An 18436-nucleotide genomic window follows, 5' to 3' on the forward strand; every position below is an offset into this window, starting at 1 on the left:
GCAACAGCGTCGCCGCATGCCAGAGCCTGGCCACCGGCTCCTGCGGCACGGCAAGCGCCCGCAACCCGGCGTACAGCACTCGACCCTCGATCGGGGCACTGACCGCGGCCCGGGCAGCAAGCTCGGCAACCCTCGCCAGCGGGTGCGGCATCGGTCGGCCCCTCCTGTGGTCATGACAGCGCCCTCGGAGGCAGCCTCTCACCCGAACTACGAACAGCGCGGCCCCGATCCGACAACTCCGGTCAACATCAACCCAGCCAAAGCTTGCGACTGCAGCTGAGCTGCACACTCACCTCCGGCCCCGCTGGGCGCACGAATGGCCGAGTCTAGCGAAGACTGTCAATTATTGACAGCAAGCTGGAATCGATCATGGGTATCCGGGCATTATGCGATGTCTGCCACGCAGAGAGTCCATGACGATCCGGGTGTGCGACACGCACACCAATGCGCCATGGCGGCCTGCTTGCAACATCACAAATGGCGGTGGCTGATCAATTTCTGTGACGCCCGACCAACGGGGGATCGATGTTCGAGATGGTGTTCAACAGTGAGAATCTGCCTACGGCGGATCGTTTCGCCTGCTGGCACGAGATGACATGCCGCTCGCTCATTCCAACACGGGCGCAGGTTGACGACGCAGCAAACTTCCGGGCCGCGACCAGGTTATGGGGATCCGGCGCCATGCAGGTATCAGCCGAAACAGTGGAATCGTCGTTGCACGTGGAGCGCACCCCGAAACTCATCCGCCAGTCGGATCCGGAACAGTACCTGCTCGGCGTCATCCGCAATGGCATGTACGGATTCAGCCAGTTGGGTCGCGAGGCGAAAATCGGGGCCGGCGACATGCTCCTGTTCGACTCATCGCAACCGTTCCACGTCTGGTACCAGGGCGGCGGGCACCACATGTTCTGGCTGCCCAAGTCCTGGCTACCGCTGCCCGAGAGCAGGGTCGCCCCTCTCCTCGCCAGACGCTTGGCGGGACAGTACGGCATCGGCGGGCTCCTGTCCCACTGTCTGTCCGAGATCACCACGCAACCTGCCCGGTATCGGGCCGCCGAAATCACCCGGCTTCTTGACATCGCCCTGGACCTGCTCACCACCATCCTCGCCCACGAACTCGACGCCCTCGGCGCCCTCCCACCCGACAACCACCGGCGAGCCCTCCTCACCCGCGTACATGTCTACATCCAGCAACACCTCTCCGACCCGGACCTGTCTCCCAGCACCATCGCCGCTACCCACCACATCTCCCTGCGCCACCTGCAGCAGCTCTTCGCGGCCAACGACACCACCCCAGCCGCCTGGATCCGCCGCCAACGCCTGGAACGCTGCCGACACGCCCTCGCCGACCCCGCCCAGCGCCAACTCCCCATCCACGCCATCGCCGCACGCTGGGGCTTCACCGACCACGCCCACTTCAGCCGGCTATTCCGAACCACCTACGGCGAATCCCCCCGGGACTACCGCAGCACGGTCGTACGCGAAACGACAAACCCACCGCGCGAATAGACAATGCCCGGACTGGGTCCCCTACGCGATTCTGAGTCCACGCCGAAAGGGAACCATCTTTCACGATAGGAGTTCGGAATGCGTGCTCGCAGAATCCTTGCCGCCGTGGGCGTCGGCTCTGCACTCGCCGTCGGCCTCATGGCCACCCCCGCTCAGGCGGCACCCACTGGTTGTTGGACGGAGAAGACCACCCCCTCCTTCGGCCGTGGCGCCTGTAACAACCTGTCGGGCGGCGGCATGTGGCGGCTGGGCATCAGGTGCACCGACGGCGACTGGAAATGGTCCGCGTGGAAGAGGGTCACCACCCCCACCAGCCTGCGCTGTGACGCCGGCACCATCATTGGCAACCCGTGGATCGACACGGCCTGAGATCGCTACACCGCCGCTGAGTCGAAAATGGCCAGCCCATCCCCATCGGATGGGCTGGCCATCGCAGAAGCGGCGTGGCCAGGGCAGCCGGTGGCCGGTGGCCGCTGTTCCCCGGGTCCGCTGGCGACACGCGGGCGGGTCGTCCGCTGACCGAGGTTGGGATCCTCGCCCGGTCTTCGATGGGCATGTGCCCTGGCGTGACATCGGTCCGCAGCCTGTGTATGCGGTGTCTGGTGAGTCGGCCAACTTCTCCTGGCGAGACGGCGTCGTCAACATCGAGGGCAACTACTCGCCGGCCGCTGAGCGAATCGCTGACCAGCTCGGTAGACGGGTGCAGGGAGACGATGGGGACTGATCCCTCCGGGTCCTTGTCACCCGAGGAGACTCGGCCGTTGCCAATCCTCGCCGTGCACGTGGTGGGCGAGGAAGGCGAGAACGGTGGAGTACCAGAGCTTGGCGTGGTTGGGTTTGAGGATCCAGTGGTTCTCGTCGGGGAAGAAGAGGAACTTGTGCGGGCTCGATCCGTTCTCTGTCTTCGACCGCGACAGCAGGTCCCACCACAGGCGCAGGGCCTCACCAATCGGTACCCGATAGTCCTTGTCGCCGTGGATGACGAGCATCGGGGTGGTGATGGCGTCGGCGAAGCGGTGCGGTGAGTTGGCGTCTGCCATCTCGTGGGTCATTTCGCGGGCCCAGTAGTACGACGTGTCGGTGGTCGCCAACGCCTCGTCGAGCGCCCACAGCGACGCGTGGGTGACGATTGCTGCGAATCGGTCGGTGTGCCCGGCTATCCAGTTGGTCAGGTAGCCGCCGAAGGAGCCGCCCATGGCGGCGGAGCGGCCGGCGTCGATGTCGGCGCGCGCCTGCGCGGCGTCGGTGATCGTCATCAGGTCGGTGTACGGGGCGTCACCCCATGCACCCCAGCCGCGCCGGATGAAGTCGATGCCGTATCCGGTGGACAGGGCGGGGTCGGGCAGCAGGACCGCGTACCCGTGGGCCACGGCGATCCACGGGTTCCAACGCCAGGACCACGTATTCCAGGAACGAAGCGGCCCGCCGTGGATCCACAGCAGCAGAGGCGCGGGCGAATTCGCGCTGGCCAGTTCCGGCAGCGCCAGCCAGGCGCGCAGCGACGTGCCATCTGCGGCGGTTGTGGTGACCTCCTCCAGCCGTCCCGGTACCCCGAAGCTGGCGCCGAGCGCCTCGGTCGGGCCAGGCAGGAGCTCCACCGCCGACGCCCGATCAACGGGGATCCGAACCGGGGCGGGCGGACTGTTGATGGACGAGCGCAGCGCGTAGATCCAGTGCCCGTCCGGCGATACCTGGATGTCGGTGTAGGCGCCGTCATCGTGGGTCAACCGGGTGAGGTGTCCGGTCGCGGCGTCCACGTGCCACAACGGCGAGCGTCCGTGATCGTCGGCGGCCACGACCAACGCCATACTGTCCGGCGTCCAGCGGGCGGACTGGGGCCAGCGGTCCCAGGTTTCGGTCAGTGCCTGAACTGGGCCGCCGGTGAGCGGGACGATCCCCATCCAGCAGTCGCCGGGATCGTGCGGTGCGGACCGCCGGCGAACGACGACCGCAACGTTCGTCCCGTCGGGGGAACAGCGCGGCGATTCGTACTCGTGGTCGACGTCGTCAGCCAGCGTTCGGCGTTCGCCGGTCGCCACGTCGATCGTCACCAGCGTGTACCGCTGGGACCCAGCGGGTTCGGCGACCGCCCACACCGCGACCACGGTGCGGCCGTCGGGCGCGATGTCCCAGCTGCACTCGTCGTCCAGCGCCCGACCGACGTGGCCGGTGAGGTCGCGCAGATCCAGTTGGGCATCCCCGAGGGTGGCGTCCTCGGCGAAGTCGGCGACCAGCAGACGGGTCCGTTCCGGCCCAAGATCGTGATCCCAGTACCGGACCGGGTACTCCTCGTGCAGGATCGCCGAGACCCCCGCCTCCTTCCGCGTCGCGCGGATCTTCTTGTCATCGGCCGCGTCGGCGGACGACGGCATCATCGCCGAGCCAACGACGACCGTCCCGGCCCCGCTCACGACGACGCCACGCACGCCCCCTGGCGGGCAGGCGACCACGCGGGCATCGCCGCCGATCGCCGGCTGCAGCCACAATGCTGCCCTCGGCCCTTCGTCGGTGTCACCGTCGGGCTCCGGCCGTGCCGACACGAACAACAGATCACCCGACGGCGTGAAGGCGGCAGCCGACTCGCCCTGGCTGCTGCGGGTCAGCCGCCGGGCCGGCCGCGCCCCGTCCGGGTCGACCTCCCACAACGCCGTGGTATAGCGGGTCTTCTTGCGATCGGGCCGCGCCACTCCCACGACAAGTCGACGGCCGTCCGGCGACAGCCACAGCCCAGCGACCCGCGGTAGACCAATGTAGGCATCGAGATCCGCGAACGGATCGCCGGGTTGCTCATCTGCGTTGGCATCGGTGACCACCACGCCTTTGTACCACCGCACCCCGCTGCCAGAAACGTCAGAACATCTGCCGAAAGAAAGGCCGCGCTGAAGCAGGCGTCCTCGGCGCTGCAGCAGTATCCCGTCCGCACCAGCCGATGCACCTCACGACATCCACATCTGCCGCTGTCCAGGCACTAACGGTGCCCAAGTCCTGACCAACCGGCCTCCCACACAGTGGTGGCCTACGGCGCCCGGATTGCGGTGCGCCGGCCGCCCCGATGACTCGCGAGTCGGCGCGGGCCGACGACTGGCGTTCTGAGCCATCGCGGCGGCTGCGGCGGCCGAGCACCACCAACACCGGCCAGGCCACGGCTGCTGGTGGGTCGGCTGGCCGGAAGGGCATGATCATCTCTTCGGCCGTCGAGGCGGCCGTCCTCGGGTGCCCGCAGAGTCGACTGGTTGTTGCGGTTGCCGTGCGGTGGCCGTCGCTCACCTCGTGTGATTCGAGGCGTTGCCAGGGTGACATTTCAACACCCACGTCGGAAGAGCGCGCAGGAACTGCAAACATTGATGAGCAGTGCGCGTCATGCCTTGCCAGGTCGAGAGCGCCGCGTCCGGCCAAACATCGCATGGAGAGTGCCGTCGGTGGACCACGAACGGTTGAGCGCCCTCGACACTGCCTTCCTACGCCTGGAATCCCCGCAGGCACCCATGCATCTGGGCGCCCTGGCCATTTTCCAACCGCGGGAGAAGATCCCGCCCGCCCGGCTCGCCGCGGTGCTCGGCGAACGCGTCAGGCGGATACCGGCGCTGCGCCAGCGCGCCCGCACGACCTGGTGGCCACCTGGCGGCGCGGTATGGACACCCGACACAACGTTCGACCCGTCCCAGCACATACGCGTCCACCAGCTGAAGCGAGCCAAGAACGCGATGACCGTGCTCGCCAGCGAACTGATGGCCGAACCCCTCGACCTCAGCCGCCCCTTGTGGCAAATACACCTGATGACCGGCCTACCTGAGGGCCGCTTCGCGCTACTGATCAAACTTCACCACGCCATGGCCGACGGACTCCGCGCGGTTGAACTGGGCCTTCGCCTGTTCGACGGATTCACCGACCACCAGCCAAACCACCCCCAACCGGACTCGACCACAGCCATGGCGCCACCCACCCCGACGGCCGTCCAGGCAGCCGCCGAGCGAGCGACCCGAGCGGCACATGCCATCGCCGACGTCGCCCGTAGCGCCAAGCGCATTCCCCGCACACTCAGCCTCGCCGCCAGCAGCGCGGGGATCGCCGCATCCCTGCTGTCGAACGTACGCCTCGCCGTGTTGCTGCCATCAACACTCGGCAGTTCCCTCCACGACACCATGCACGCCATCGCCCGCACCGCCGCAGCACCCAAGACGCCACCACGAACGGCACGATCCCTCGCCCTCCTCCGGCTCAACACCCATGACGTCCGGCACGTGCGCAAACACTACGGCGGCACCGAGCACGACGTCCTGCTGGCCGTCATCACCGGCGCGCTGCGCCGCTGGCTCGTCGCCAACAACCAGCGCCCCGAGAACCTCAACATCCGAGCGCTCATCCCGGTCAGCCGACGCGGCCGCACCACCCAGCCACAACGTCACAACGTGCTGTCCGGCTACCTGTGCGATCTGCCGATCCAGCAGGACGACCCGATCACCATGCTGCACCACGTCCGCGCCGCGATGGATCGCCACAAGGCCGCCGGATTCGCCCGCGGCCCAGGCGCGTTCCCCGTGCTCACCGAACAGATCCCGGTTCCCGCACAACACCTCACCATCCCCCTCCTGCGCCGTGCCGGCCCGCTGCTGTTCGACACGATCATCACGAACGTCCCGGTCCCCTCACGACCGATAACACTCGCCGGGGCCCCACTCCACCACGCGTATCCCATCGCTCCCCTGGCCCACGGCCAGGCACTCGGCATCGCACTGTCGACCTACCGAGAATCGGTCCACATCGGACTCCACGCCGACCACCGGGCCGTGCCAGACCTCAACCGCCTCGCCAACGCCATCCCGACCGCGCTCACCGCCCTGGCCCATGCCATCAGCCCGGCACCCTGACCGGTCAGCCGCCCGACGCACACAGCTGCCACCCGGACGACCAGTACGACACAAAACAGCCATACCTGAAAAATCACCGGTGCGGGCCGAACCGCTGCGGCCGACCCGCCCAGCGCGCGAGATTCACGCACGTTCTCGGTGAGGAACCGGTGGAAGCTGCAGTAACAAACTGCGCGGCCTCGGACGCGGGTGTCCGTTCTCGACGATGCTGTGAACTTCCCGCTTCAGATGAAGCGCTACCCGAGAAGTCCGACCGTAGTTGAGAGCTCTGGAGGTCGCCCTACAGACGCGCGGTACTGGATGAGTCGCGAGCGCGCTCGAGTCCGGCGGGCCGACCCGGTCGTACTGATCGCCCCGCTCCCCCGCTGCGGTCGTCGTGCTGGCACGCAGTGACAGCCGGGACAGCACGAGGACGACCGCGTAGCCACTTCGGTGGCCGGCGCCGACTCGCCCTACCAAGCCGCGGCGGGCGGCGAAAACCAGCATGACTCCGCGATGGGTCGCCTCCAGAGTCGGGGAAGCAGGCTATTCAGGTACCGCTCGACCCGGACACGCGGGGCAGCGTCACCGGCAGCCGGATCAGCTTACGCAGGAAGCTCCACCCGGGAGTTGGGTCGTCGGCGTGGCACAGCGCCTCGGCGTCGACGCTCGCATACGCGCCGTTGATCTGGGCGGCGACCGCGACCAGGGTCGCCGCTGCGTTCACCGAACTCGCCCGGGCGATCTGACGCGGACCCGATACGGATTCCACGCGTCCGCCAATCCCGCAACGCAACTGTGAGTCTCGGCGCTCCGCCCAAGTCGGATGCCAGGTCGCAGCGGTTGGGGTCGCAACGGATGTGGACGTGGCAGGCCTCAGCGACGCAGACTGGGGCCGTGACGTCCCGGTACATTCCGCTGGCGCTGGGCGAGGTCGGTTGGCTCTTCCCCGCCCTGACGGAACGGACGGAACACGACCGGGTTCGTGAGCTCTTGCAAGCCGCCGACGAAACTCTCTATCGGCTGGGGCAGCAGCTCGGTGCACGACCCGACGCTCAGCTCTGGGGCGTCCCACTGCACCGCTTCCACTATCAGCGGCTTGGGCCCGAACCGGAGTTCCCGGTCACGATCCTGGCCGGCGAGGGTGGAGCAGATCAGATCTGGGTGGACATCCTCTGCGCCCCGGTGGGCCGCGGACCGTACCATCGGCCCGGACCACCGTGGCAGGTACACACCACGATCTCGCTCAGTTGTGACTCCCACCCGACCATCTGCGGCGTCCACCAGGTCGACGCCCGGACCGGGCCGCCGGTCGAGACCCCGATCGAGGCCGCCACCGAGGTACAGGCTGCCGCCGCATGGCTGCTGCAACGACTGGCCGCCGAGACTGCGGACTCACTCCGAAAACACGACCCAAACCGCGGACACCCGCCGCCACCTCGACGCCGCGACTGACCCGCTGGCGACCATGGACAGGACCTCTGCGTGCCCGGAGCGAGGTCCGCGTTCATGCCACCGCCGCCTGCGATGGCCGCGACAACCGTGACGCTGGCAGCGCGTGGTCCAGAGCCGTAACCGCCGCGCTGGGGGCAATCGGTGCGGCCGTCGTGCTGATGCGTCGAGCTGGCTCCATCCCTGGGCGAGCTGCAGGCGGCTCAAGCGTCGAGCTTCTTGAGTTCGGCGACCGCGGCCTCCTTGGACTCGACCTGGCGTCCGACTCCGCCGCCGACCACCATGACGCTCCAACGGGTGCCTTCCGGCGAACGGACAGCCGCCGCAAGGACCTCACCGTCCGGCCTGACCGCGAGGACGTGCGTGCCCTTGTCGATGAGCTCCGGTGTGCCCACTGCGCCACCGTAGCGCCAAGTTAGCTCCGCCGGCGGCCCCGCCCACCCGCCGCTTCGGTGCCTCCCCAAGGCCGAATCGACGGTTTCGGTCCGCTTACCGTTGCGGTAGGTGTAGTTGGGTGTACGAGCCAACCTGCCGTAGTGCATCGCCGGCGGCTTCGGCACCGAGCGGTCCTGTGGGTGCTCTTCGGCGTTTCCGAAGAGGTCACGCCCACGCGAACGCGCTGGTCCTCGCCTTGATCACTTCCTGCTTGCCGTCGGTCAACTGGCGGTGACGTAAGTGGTGACCACTTCGGAGTTCCGCTCCCGAGCAAGGTGCAGACCCGCGTCCATGCCTTACGGCCACGGCGATCGCGGGGCGTCTGGCCAGGTTGTCTCGACGCCCGTTGAAGTAGGTTCAGCGTAGTACAACGCTTAGGTGTGAACCATGTGGCTGCACCGCCTCTGACCTGCCGCGATGCAACGACGTGCGCAAACGTGGGAGCAGTTCAGCGCGGTACGGCGCGGTTTGGGGAGCCGTTGCGCTCCCGCTTTGCCCCCCGTCCGGTGGTGGACGTTCGCCGACGGCGGGCGGTGTCGCCGGTGGCGTCGGCGCCCACACGCGCATCCGGGTGACGGTTCGGACCTGCTGGCGACGGCGGGCAGTCGCCCAACTGGAACAGGAGTCCGGTCCCTCAAGGTTGATCGCAGCTGCGACTGCGGCTGCGGGAAGTCTCGGCCCACCGCTCGACCTCGTCCAGACCACGCCGGTACACGCCCGAGATACGCTCGACCGCTTCGCGCCCGAGCGGCAGGCGCAGCGGCACCTCGTCGCTGTGTGCGAGGGACACGATGATCTCGGCCGCCCGCGTTGGGTCACCTTCCTGGCGGCCGTCGGTCCCGGCCATGTCCGCGCGGACGGCGGCGAGCAAGTCGCGGTACGTTTCGGACGCCTCAGTGAATTCGAGCACGTCGGCGGCGTTGAAGTCGGTCCGGAACCGGCTCGGTTCGACGATCATCACGCGGATCCCGAACGGTGCGACCTCCCCGGCCAGGGCCTCGGACCAGCCTTCGAGGGCGAACTTCGACGCAGAGTAGGCCGATACGCCGGGAAACGACATCCGCCCGCCCTGGCTGCTCATCTGCACGATCATCCCAGCGCCCCGGGTACGCATCGCGGGCAGCGCCGCCCGCACGAGCGCGGCTGGGCCGAACAGGTGCAGATCCATCAGCTCGCGCAGCTGCGCGTCACTGACCTCCTCGACCGCTCCGACCACGGCCCGGCCCGCGTTGTTGACGAGAACGTCGAGCTGACCGAAGCGGTCGAGGGTGGCCCGCACGAGCGACGCCGCCGCAGCGATGTCTCGGGCGTCGAAGTTCGCGATCAGAAAGTTGTCGGGGTATTTCGCCGCTAGGTCGGCCACGCTGTCCGGCCGGCGTACCGCCGCCACCACATGGTCGCCCGCGGCGAGCGCCGACTCCGCCAGTGCTCGCCCGAAACCGCGGGACGCACCGGTGATGATCCAGGTCTGTGTCGTCATGGCAGCGACGCCATGGCTTTGAGCGCGCGCGAACGCAAACGCAAACGCAAACGACGCTGACCCTGGCGTGCGACGAGTTCGTTTGTCAGGGCTAGGGGCAGGAGGCGTCGCGCCGCTATGTCGGTGACGCGCTGGGCTTCGGGTAGACGTTGGCGACCCGTTGCGCGTAGGCCTCGACGTCCCAGGAGGTGACGCCGCCCGACCGGTCGATGGCGAGGCTGAAGGGTCCGGGGTCAGAAGGGCCCGTCTCGGTGCCGGGCGGGAACGACGTCCGTCCAACGGCCCACTTGCCGATGCACTCGCATTTGTGTGTCTGGGCGAAGCCGGTCTTTCCGCTCACACGGATCGACACGGTGCCGTCGCCGGCGCATCGCGCCCGAAGGAAGAACGTCCACCCCTCGGGCCTCGGAACCTCGGGCGGCGGACTGACGGGGAACGTGCCTTCGATGTGTGCGGCGCCGTCCGTCGTCGAGCTCCAGGCGCCGACCAGCACGTCGTTGGCGCCGGGGGTGGCCTCCGTCACCGGGACGGCCGGGCGCATCGCGCCGGCGGTGCAGGCGGTCATGCCGGCCGCCACCACCGCTGCCGCGAGGAACCGTGCAACCACCATGGGTGTCATGGCGGCAGGGTACGGCGCGCGGCGCGATCGCGTGGCCCTCCTCCGCGCCGGTACCGGCGAGCAGCCGGCGTGGACGGCAGTGAGCGCAGCGACCTCCGGGTGGGGTGGCAGCCCGGCGCAGGCTGCCAGTGTGCCCCGTCAGCGGCCGGACGCTTCGGGTGCACTCATCTGACGAATACACTGCACGCGGCGGCTACTCCAGTGGCGACTACCTGCGCGCCGGCGCCCTCGCCCAGTTCTCCCCGGTCATGGACTGAGATCCACGCCGACGGCAGCTACGTCAACGCGTTCGTGCTCCGGGTCAAGAAACAAGAAGGCCATCGGCCCACGGCGTCGTCGCCGGCCCTCGCTGGCGCAGGTGTCCGGGCATGCCGATGAGCGCGCACGATGGTTCCATGATCAATTTCGACCACCGCCGTGCGCCGCCCTGCGCCGCCCGAGCAGCAAGCTCAGGAGGCACTCAATGGATATCCATGATCCTTATGCATGTGCATTCCCAGACCGGCCGCCGCATTATAACGGTCTTCCCAATGCGCTGGGGCTAGACCATGCTCCGGGCACCACCAGGTAAAACGGCCGGCATGCCGACCGCCTTCGATTAGGTCGACGTGGTCCGTCAAATGGTGGACGTTCTCAACTACCCCGCCCAGCAGGTCATCGTTACATTTGAGACACTTTCTGACCGCAGGGATCCTCGCGTCGAAAGCGAAGGTTCTTTTGGATGACTCGTGGTAGAAATCAAGACTCATCAGGTTTCTCGGTAGTGAATGGCCAAATCGCGACAAAAGGTCGGCGAACGTCTCTGGCGCAATATCAAGCAGCTTCTGTATGCCCTGGCTTGGCACCGGCCAAGCTGCACTCGGAGGCGCCAGCAGGAAGTCGATCATTTCGTCAGCGACTCTCGCCATCTGATCCCGATCCAGCAATCCGAACGGATGACCGCCGACGTCATCTCCCTCCCAGCCGCCAAACCTATCCACAAATGCTTCTAGCGCGTCCGGGTATCGCCTGTACCAGAACTTCTGGACGTTCACCGAGATATTCCATGCCATGAACTCGGCAACGGCGACGATGTTGTCCATCGTCAGCGGCTTATCATTCGCTTCAAGTATCTCCCTATACGTCGCCGGATTTAGAATGGGGATTCGCCGCCGACGCGACGAATCTGAGGGTCTGCGGAAAATCGACATGACGACCCCTTCAAGGACGTCGAGGCTGGTCAACTTGGACCTTCCGATGGCGTTAGCTAGTCAACGTTGTATCGAGATATCCTTCGGAACGGCATCCCACAAACGGTCCACTGCTCGACCCGCGGGATGGCGCTCGCCGAGCATGTGCTGGCGTCGATCAAGCCAGGCACCGTCGGTGGACCCGCTTGACCGGGTGGGCGCTCATGCCGCTGATTGGGCGTCAGTTCACACGAGCAGTGAAGCTCGGATTTCCTGTGGACCTCTCCGGCGGTCAGTGGATAACCGTCGCCCGGTGAAGCATGCCAGGCGGTACAGCTACGTTGGGCCGCCTGAACTAAGCGCGACCGCAACTGCGTGGCGAGGGTGGACGCTGTGGCCGTCGATACAGCTACCGCCCTCGCGCGGTGGCTTGCGGGGCGCGACCGCGGTGAACTCGCCGAGCCCTTCACCTTCGTCGTCGCGCCCGACGGCGAACTGAGGTTGGCGCCCCGGCGCTCCGAACACGTCGCGCTGGCCGGTGGACACGACGTCCTCGCAGCCGGCGAAATCGCGTTCGCTCCCGCCGTCTCCGGCTGGCACGTGGTCCAGGTGACCAACCAGTCGACCGGGTACTGCCCCGATCCGGACTCCTGGCCAGCCGCCGGCGAAGCGCTCGACCGAATCGGTGTACGGCATCCAGTCGACTTCACCGACAAGGTCATATTCCGACGATGCCCGGCCTGCGGCGAACGCAACGTCGGGCGGGACAACGATTTCACCTGTGCCCAGTGCGACAGCGACCTGCCTGCGCAGTGGAACTTCGCCCCAGTGATCAACAATGATGCGCAGCGGCACGGCCCTTCCGTCGACCGCGTACAACGTCCAGCCCCGAGGACGAACCCCTTGATCAGCTGCGCGCACATGCCGCGATCCGCGCGGATCCGAAATAGTGAACTGGTCTCAGGGTGCATGGACACTACGGTGCGGCACTCCGCGCTCAGTCGTCGTGGCTCGTGCAGATGCAGCTCGGTCGAGGTGATGACGCCAGTGGGGTTGTCCGGACCGAACCCGTGCCGGTGTCTTGATTGACGATCGTGACAATGGTGGAGGCCGGCGACTGGGCAGTGGAGCTTCCGAGTCCGCTCCTGCTGCACGATGGCAAGCACGTCTGGGTCCAGGGCGCGACGGTCTGGGCCCGAAACCGGAGCGGCGACGTGGTCTGCTATCCGGGAGACGGTTATTGGCTGTGCCGGTAGCGATCCGCTACCAGACGCGCGAGTTCCTATCGCATACGCATCTGCCGCTGATCGAGCGTTTCGCTATCGGGTTCAGCGGATCTGGCGCATGACGCTGACGATAGCGGCGACCACGTCGAAGGATGCCGGGCCTGTACCTCGGATCCACAGCAACGGTGGGAATCCGCCCTGGACCCAGCCCGAGGCGGGGAGTTCGCGAGGCCATGGCAGGCCGGGGGTCAACGTCGTCGCTTCGAAGTCGAAGAAGTCGATGTCTTCGTGGGGCAGCCGGTGCATGGCGAGGTAGTGGATGTCGCGGAGAGAGAGGTCACCTGAGGTTTCGGATGGATCGGGCGCAAGCTGAGTTCCATGGCGTCGGCCGAGCCGATGACGGAGACGGACAGATAGTCGAGCCCGTAGCCCTGGAACGAAGCGAGCGCGTCATGGACCGGGGCGAACACGTCGAGGTTGTCGCTCATGGCACAAGTTTCGATGATCACGCCGCCCCGGCGCGCCGTCCACCCACGGCCCGGTCCTGGAGGGTGCATTTCTCGCAGTCGCCCGCAGCGGATACCCGCGTCCGAGCATCGCGGTCTGGGCACTCGCGTAGCGTAACGATCGTGCGGTATGTCTTCGTGCGATGCATGGACGGTCACTACTTTCTGGTGGTCGATAATCCTTGCGTCCTCTGGACGGTTCGTACCCCGAGGTCGCCGACGCTGTCGCCGGCCACCTCCGGACAGTGAACGAGGAAGTCACCCTCGCGGCCTTGGGCCGCACAGGGCTGCCGGCGGCCCCGCTCGACGATGTCCTTGTGCTCGAGTTGCCGAACTCGGTGGCACCGCCGTGGCTGCTACGGCCGTGGTTCGATGGAGATCAGCAAGCCAGGTGACAGCAGCGCGACGCTGAACCCCAGAGCGGAGCGACGTCGCCTCCCCGGTCGCCACTTCGGCGATTCCGAAGAGGTCACGCCCTCACGAATACGCTGGTCCTCGCCTTGAGCGATTCCAGCTGGTCGCCGGCTCAGCTGGGAGCGATGTAGGTGGTGACCACTTCGGTGGACTGCTCCCAAATCCACTCCCCCGCAAGGTGCAGACCTGCGCTTGTCCCTTACGGCCACGGCGATCGCTGGCCGCCCGCGCGTCGCGGGCGGCCAGCGATCGCCGCCGTGAGCAGAGCGTGCCGCTGTAGCTCCGCGAGGTAGGCCGCGATCTGCCTGTGCAGCGGGTTGCGCGGGTGAAGAGGTTGCAATACCGGAGCCGATGCCCACATCGGCTCAGCCGACCAACGCTAGCTCCTCGGCCCGCTAGCCCCGGCAACACCGCTGAACGGCTAGTCCGAGTTCCGCATGTAGACGGTTTCGGCCGTTGCCACACCGGAGAAGGCGATCGTCCTCGTACCTACCCGCAGATGGCTGTCGTCGGCGAATTCGACCTGTACGCCGTCGACGCAGACCACATCGACCCGACTCTCGCGCACCAGCCAACCGGTGGTACGCAACCGGTAGCAGGTGTCGTCGTAGCGCAGGCTGTACACGGACCGGGCGTACAGCGCGTGCCGTCCGTCCGGCGTGACCGCTACTTGATGCGCCGAGGAGCGTTCGAGTATGCCTGTCTCGACGACGTTGGCGGCCGCGGCCGCGATGACGGCGAATGGCGCGAGCACCCCGGCGAACACGGTCAGCACGCGCGCCACGACCTTCCCGTCCGACACCCGCCAACTCGCCGCTGCCAGCAGCACCAGCCCGGCTGCGAAGATCAGCGCTGCGCGGGACAGCCGCTCCAGCGGCGCAAGCGCAACCAGATGCCACGACCCGACGTGCGCTTGGAACTGCACGGCAAGGTCGAACGCCAGCATGACGGCGCCAGTCACGAGCGCCATGGTGGCCGGAATGCTCCGAGTGCTCATCACCATGCATATGGTCGACCGATTCGCATCTGCCGTCGACCCGACCGGCGAATCTCCACAAACTCAGCGCGCAGGCCGAGCATCAGCGAGGCGCGCGGCCCAGTAGGCGTGATCGCGCGGCAGGTACGTCGCAACGGCTTCCGCATTGACGAACACCGGTCGCCGTCGAACGTCCGGCATGGTGACCGAATCTGGCCGCCGACCGTGAGCGCGAGGTCGGCGAACTCCGTCACGCCGAGTGACGAGCGTCCGGTCCGGCCGGTGCGCGGACATGCCGATGAGTGTGCACCGGATCTTGGACGAGCGGCGTCCGTCGGTCGGGGTCGACCAGGTGGTGACGTGAGTGACAGTGCTCGGCACGTCCCGATCGGAGGGTTGTGCGGTGTTTTCGTGTTGGATGAACAGCTCCGCTCCGGTCTGATCATCGACTGCCGTCGCGGCTTGCTGGCGGTCCCTACAGTGCGGACATGTCGAATGACGGTGCATCCGACACGTCGGGCCTGGAATGGGCGTTGGCGGGGGCCATTCTCGGTCTTCTCCTGTTCCTCTTCGGTGTCTGGCAGGTTCGGACCTTGACCTGGGAAAAGGCCACGGCGACGGTCGGCGACTGCGGGTACTCCAGGAAGCCGTCCGCCAAGAGTTCGGGCAATCGCTACTGCGCGGTCATCTGGCAAAGCGGCGGCCGGCAGCACAGCGCGCACATGCCGGCCGACCAGGACATGGCGCCCGGGGCGCAGAAGACCGTTTTCGTCAACGGCGACGAGGCAAGCGTGGGTCCTGGCCTGTGGGGGTCGGGTAGCTGCTGCTGCGGTGCGGTAGTCCTGCTCATTGCGGGCCCCATGGCGTGGCGCCTCCGCCGATCCTGAGGCACCTCCGCCCCGGCTGAGGTTGCGTCGCACGCCGCGTGGCTGCCGCGCTTACATCCGACCATCACCGGCACGTACATCCCAAGAGGTACACCGGAACTTGGCCGTAATTGCGGCCAAGAACGGCGGCCCGGCGGCGTTGCGGTTTCGCAACTAATCAAGATTGCCTGCCGCCCGCCATTCTGGCTTCGCTGGCCACAGCGCACCGCCTCCGGCGTGCGTGGCCCACGCTGCTCACCGCGGCCGTCTCGAGCGGTGCACTGCGCGCGTTGCTGTGGTAGGTGGTCAACACCGCCGCAATCAGCATCTGGGCTGGCGCCGCAGACGACACGGGAGTCGTGGGCGCGCTGATTCGCCGCTGGTCATGCGACCGCGGGCCGGATGGTGCTACGCGTCGTTCGTGGTGGTTGGGGGCGCGCTGGTGGGCTCGGGTGGTGGAGCGGTGACTGGCGATGCGGCGACAGGTGGGAAATGGACCGAAGGATCGGGGCAGACCATGTACGGCACCGGCAACGGGTAGCCGGCGCCGGGATGGACAGCCGGCCAGCCCGGCGCCTGGGGTGCCGCGGTGCGCGGGACGAAGTAGCGGTGCGCAGGAGGCAGGGCCAGCAGCAGCACCACCACGCACGTCAACATGAGTACCACCAGCGCGCCGGCGCCGCCCGCCAGGAAGGACACCTCGGAGAACGGGTCCACATCCGAGTACAGGGTTTCGAGGAACTTTGACTCCTCCCACGGCACCTCGCCGGTCCCGGAGACATCGGTCCCGGAGACATCCGCGCTGTCGAACGCGAAGAAGAACGGCGCGACCAGGAACCCGCCGCAGCCTTGCAGCAGGCAGATCAGCAACTGCCCGCCCCCGGCGACGAAAACGAGGATCCGCGCGATGTTGCTGCCCCGCGAGACCGGCACCGCCGTCGCGGCGAGCCAGACCGCCAACAGGAGCGTCGGTACACCGAGGATCAGCGATGTGAAGACGTTTCCGGACCGCTCCGAGCTCACCTCGGCTGGGTCCGCGTCGGGCACCAGCGCGGCGGCTCGGGAGATCTCGTCGTCGAAATGCACAGCGTACGCGACGACCAGCCCGACAAGGCCGAGTAGCAGAGCAACGGCGGCGAGTTGGAACCAGAACGCGACAGTCACCTGCGCGGGCCGGGCCGGACGTGCGGCATCGACGGTCATGGCATGCGACAGTACGGTGGCCGCGTCACACCGGACATGCCCGTTCGGCCAGAAATGGATCAACCCTCGACCGTGTACCGCTCCCACCGTCGTCCGCGGGCCGGGCCATGCTTGCGCCCAGCGCCACGGTCACTGCGGTACCGAGACGACCGACCTGGTTCAGCGCCGTGATCGAGATCGTCCCGTGTCCGGAACCTGGATCGTCCGCAAGAAGGGCCGGAACTTCGGCATCGCGCTGGCGTCGGACACCTGGGTCGCACGCACCGCCCACCGATCGACTCGACACGCGGCTGGTGACGCACCGTAATGTATGGCTGCGTTTCCTGTCCCCACCGCCCACCTCGAGACCTCGGGCGACCTTGTTCTGCGGGCCGCGGTAGTGGCCTACCTCGGTCGCTACCGCGGCCAGACCCGGCAGCACAGCGAATCGGACCTGCGGGTCTTCCGACGCTGGTGCACCGATCACGAGCTCGATCCGCTCGCGGCGGTCCGGATCGACATCGAACGCTACGTCCGCTGGCTGCTCGGTGGGCGGATGGATCGCCATGCCGCCTCCCGGCGGCTCAGGCACCTGGCCGCGGCCGCCGGCGTGCGGATGCCCAGGATGCACCCGCATATGCTCCGGCACACGTTTGTCACGACCATGCTGGACGCCGGTGTTAGCCTCCGCGACGTACAGATCACCGCCCGCCACGCCGACCCCCGCACCACCGTGCGCTACGACCGCGCTCGCACCAACCTCGACCGCCACCCCAACTACATCCTCGCCGCCCACATGGCGTCCGGAACCTGACCCGCGGTTCGCGACCATGCCGAGATGAGAGAGGCGTTCGTATGGTGAGTCACCGCAGTGCTGCTGCGAGTTCGGCGGCGTTGTCGAACGCGGGTGCCGCCCTTTCGGATTCGTCTTCCGTGAGCGTGACGGACTGGGCGCGGGCCAGCATCTCGGCCGCAGTCTTTGGATCGTGCAGCACCATCGCGAGTTCGGCGCGGTAGACCAGGACCTCTACCTGCTCGACCGGGTCGTCGTCGGCGTACGGGCGGGCCAACGCGCTGTCGAGGATCCGAACGGCCTGTCCGACGCTTCCCCTGGAATCGGCCTGCACGACAGCATTCGCTAGGGCCTTGGCCAGCCGCCCGGCAGGCGTGGTGGCCGGCATGGGCGCGGTGGCGGCGTCCCGAAAGACGCGGATCCAGTTGCCGCCCGGGTCGATGACGCTGAATCCGCCCAACCCGTCGGCGTTCTTCCGCGACCTAGGCCGGGTCATCCGCGGCGTTCCGGACACCAGCACCTTGCCGTACGCGGCACGCATGCCGGCTGCGAATGCCCGGTGTAGTCCCTCGATGTCCGCGGTGAGTACGAGACAGGAGCCATAGGACTGCTCCGGGTCAAATCCGGCGATCTCGAAGAACTGTAGATGCAGGTCTTCCCGCTGCACCCCCACACACGCGTTGGGCTTGCGTTGCTTGTACGTGGTACGGAAACCGAGAACTCCGTAGAAGGCTTCAATGTCGTCAATGGATGCGCACGGCAGCAGGGGAACGGTCACCTCGTTGGTCATGCCTCCTTCCTAAGCGTCGCAGGGTGTCCGTCGCACATGGAAATAGCCGATCATCGCCTTCGGTCATCCGATCGGCTGATAACCCTGAACGCAGCGCCGACGAACCGAGCCATCGGCGGTGCCTTCCTGACTGCCATACCGCTCGCCAAGATCAGGCGCCCGGATCTGCCGC

General features: G+C 67.2%; 18 protein-coding genes. 6 read left to right on the forward strand and 12 right to left on the reverse strand.

What is annotated here, in order from left to right; genetic code table 11:
* Positions 1 to 151, reverse strand: a 151-nt coding sequence (locus IEZ31_RS59560) for a helix-turn-helix domain-containing protein (protein ID WP_444542478.1), incomplete at its 3' end; no start/stop codon positions are given.
* A gap of 374 nt (positions 152 to 525) precedes the next feature.
* On the opposite strand from IEZ31_RS59560, the gene IEZ31_RS41545 reads away from it, so the two are divergent.
* On the forward strand, positions 526 to 1509 hold the full coding sequence (locus IEZ31_RS41545) for a helix-turn-helix domain-containing protein (protein WP_190255630.1): 984 nt from the start codon (positions 526 to 528) through the stop codon (positions 1507 to 1509).
* Between the two features lie 105 nt (positions 1510 to 1614).
* Positions 1615 to 1878, forward strand: coding sequence for a hypothetical protein (locus IEZ31_RS41550; RefSeq protein ID WP_190255631.1), 264 nt, complete (start codon positions 1615 to 1617; stop codon positions 1876 to 1878).
* Between the two features lie 371 nt (positions 1879 to 2249).
* Here the strand turns inward: IEZ31_RS41550 and IEZ31_RS41555 are convergent, their stop codons facing one another.
* Complete coding sequence (locus IEZ31_RS41555; protein WP_190255632.1) at positions 2250 to 4322, reverse strand: S9 family peptidase; 2073 nt, start codon at positions 4320 to 4322, stop codon at positions 2250 to 2252.
* 606 nt (positions 4323 to 4928) lie between these two features.
* Between IEZ31_RS41555 and IEZ31_RS41560 the strand changes: the two genes are divergently transcribed.
* On the forward strand, positions 4929 to 6377 hold the full coding sequence (locus IEZ31_RS41560) for a wax ester/triacylglycerol synthase family O-acyltransferase (RefSeq protein ID WP_190255633.1): 1449 nt from the start codon (positions 4929 to 4931) through the stop codon (positions 6375 to 6377).
* Positions 6378 to 6906: 529 nt separating this feature from the next.
* Here the strand turns inward: IEZ31_RS41560 and IEZ31_RS41565 are convergent.
* Positions 6907 to 7083 (reverse strand): hypothetical protein, encoded by a 177-nt coding sequence (locus IEZ31_RS41565; RefSeq protein ID WP_190255634.1) that lies wholly within the window; start codon positions 7081 to 7083, stop codon positions 6907 to 6909.
* A gap of 170 nt (positions 7084 to 7253) precedes the next feature.
* On the opposite strand from IEZ31_RS41565, the gene IEZ31_RS41570 reads away from it, so the two are divergent.
* Positions 7254 to 7811, forward strand: a complete 558-nt coding sequence (locus tag IEZ31_RS41570) for a hypothetical protein (protein ID WP_190255635.1) — start codon at positions 7254 to 7256, stop codon at positions 7809 to 7811.
* A gap of 200 nt (positions 7812 to 8011) precedes the next feature.
* Here IEZ31_RS41570 and IEZ31_RS41575 read toward each other — a convergent pair whose 3' ends face one another.
* From IEZ31_RS41575 to IEZ31_RS41605, 7 genes are all read right to left on the reverse strand, one after another.
* A complete protein-coding gene (locus IEZ31_RS41575) occupies positions 8012 to 8203 on the reverse strand; it encodes a hypothetical protein (RefSeq protein WP_190255636.1) in 192 nt (63 codons plus the stop codon).
* Positions 8204 to 8877: 674 nt separating this feature from the next.
* A complete protein-coding gene (locus IEZ31_RS41580; protein WP_190255637.1) occupies positions 8878 to 9723 on the reverse strand; it encodes an SDR family NAD(P)-dependent oxidoreductase in 846 nt (281 codons plus the stop codon).
* Positions 9724 to 9838: 115 nt separating this feature from the next.
* The gene (locus tag IEZ31_RS41585; protein WP_190255638.1) at positions 9839 to 10342 is read right to left on the reverse strand and encodes a hypothetical protein; all 504 of its coding nucleotides are present in this window, start codon (positions 10340 to 10342) and stop codon (positions 9839 to 9841) included.
* Positions 10343 to 10791: 449 nt separating this feature from the next.
* A complete protein-coding gene (locus tag IEZ31_RS41590; protein ID WP_229836524.1) occupies positions 10792 to 11424 on the reverse strand; it encodes a hypothetical protein in 633 nt (210 codons plus the stop codon).
* A 423-nt stretch (positions 11425 to 11847) separates the two neighbouring features.
* The gene (locus tag IEZ31_RS41595; RefSeq protein WP_190255640.1) at positions 11848 to 12366 is read right to left on the reverse strand and encodes a hypothetical protein; all 519 of its coding nucleotides are present in this window, start codon (positions 12364 to 12366) and stop codon (positions 11848 to 11850) included.
* Between the two features lie 619 nt (positions 12367 to 12985).
* Positions 12986 to 13225, reverse strand: coding sequence for a hypothetical protein (locus tag IEZ31_RS41600; protein ID WP_190255641.1), 240 nt, complete (start codon positions 13223 to 13225; stop codon positions 12986 to 12988).
* An 853-nt stretch (positions 13226 to 14078) separates the two neighbouring features.
* Entirely contained in the window at positions 14079 to 14654 is a 576-nt protein-coding gene (locus IEZ31_RS41605; protein WP_190255642.1) for a hypothetical protein, read from the reverse strand.
* Between the two features lie 467 nt (positions 14655 to 15121).
* On the opposite strand from IEZ31_RS41605, the gene IEZ31_RS41610 reads away from it, so the two are divergent.
* Positions 15122 to 15520 carry a hypothetical protein gene (locus IEZ31_RS41610; protein WP_190255643.1) on the forward strand — a complete coding sequence of 133 codons (399 nt, stop codon included), beginning with the start codon at positions 15122 to 15124 and terminating at the stop codon, positions 15518 to 15520.
* A 387-nt stretch (positions 15521 to 15907) separates the two neighbouring features.
* Here IEZ31_RS41610 and IEZ31_RS41615 read toward each other — a convergent pair whose 3' ends face one another.
* Positions 15908 to 16702, reverse strand: a complete 795-nt coding sequence (locus IEZ31_RS41615; protein ID WP_190255644.1) for a hypothetical protein — start codon at positions 16700 to 16702, stop codon at positions 15908 to 15910.
* A gap of 310 nt (positions 16703 to 17012) precedes the next feature.
* Between IEZ31_RS41615 and IEZ31_RS41620 the strand changes: the two genes are divergently transcribed.
* Positions 17013 to 17495 (forward strand): tyrosine-type recombinase/integrase, encoded by a 483-nt coding sequence (locus IEZ31_RS41620; protein WP_190255645.1) that lies wholly within the window; start codon positions 17013 to 17015, stop codon positions 17493 to 17495.
* Positions 17496 to 17544: 49 nt separating this feature from the next.
* On the opposite strand, the gene IEZ31_RS41625 is transcribed toward IEZ31_RS41620, so the two are convergent.
* Positions 17545 to 18264 carry a DUF8817 family protein gene (locus IEZ31_RS41625; protein WP_190255646.1) on the reverse strand — a complete coding sequence of 240 codons (720 nt, stop codon included), beginning with the start codon at positions 18262 to 18264 and terminating at the stop codon, positions 17545 to 17547.
* Positions 18265 to 18436 lie beyond the last annotated feature (172 nt).

This window comes from Dactylosporangium sucinum, from assembly GCF_014647515.1.
Taxonomy (GTDB): Bacteria; Actinomycetota; Actinomycetes; order Mycobacteriales; family Micromonosporaceae; genus Dactylosporangium; species Dactylosporangium sucinum.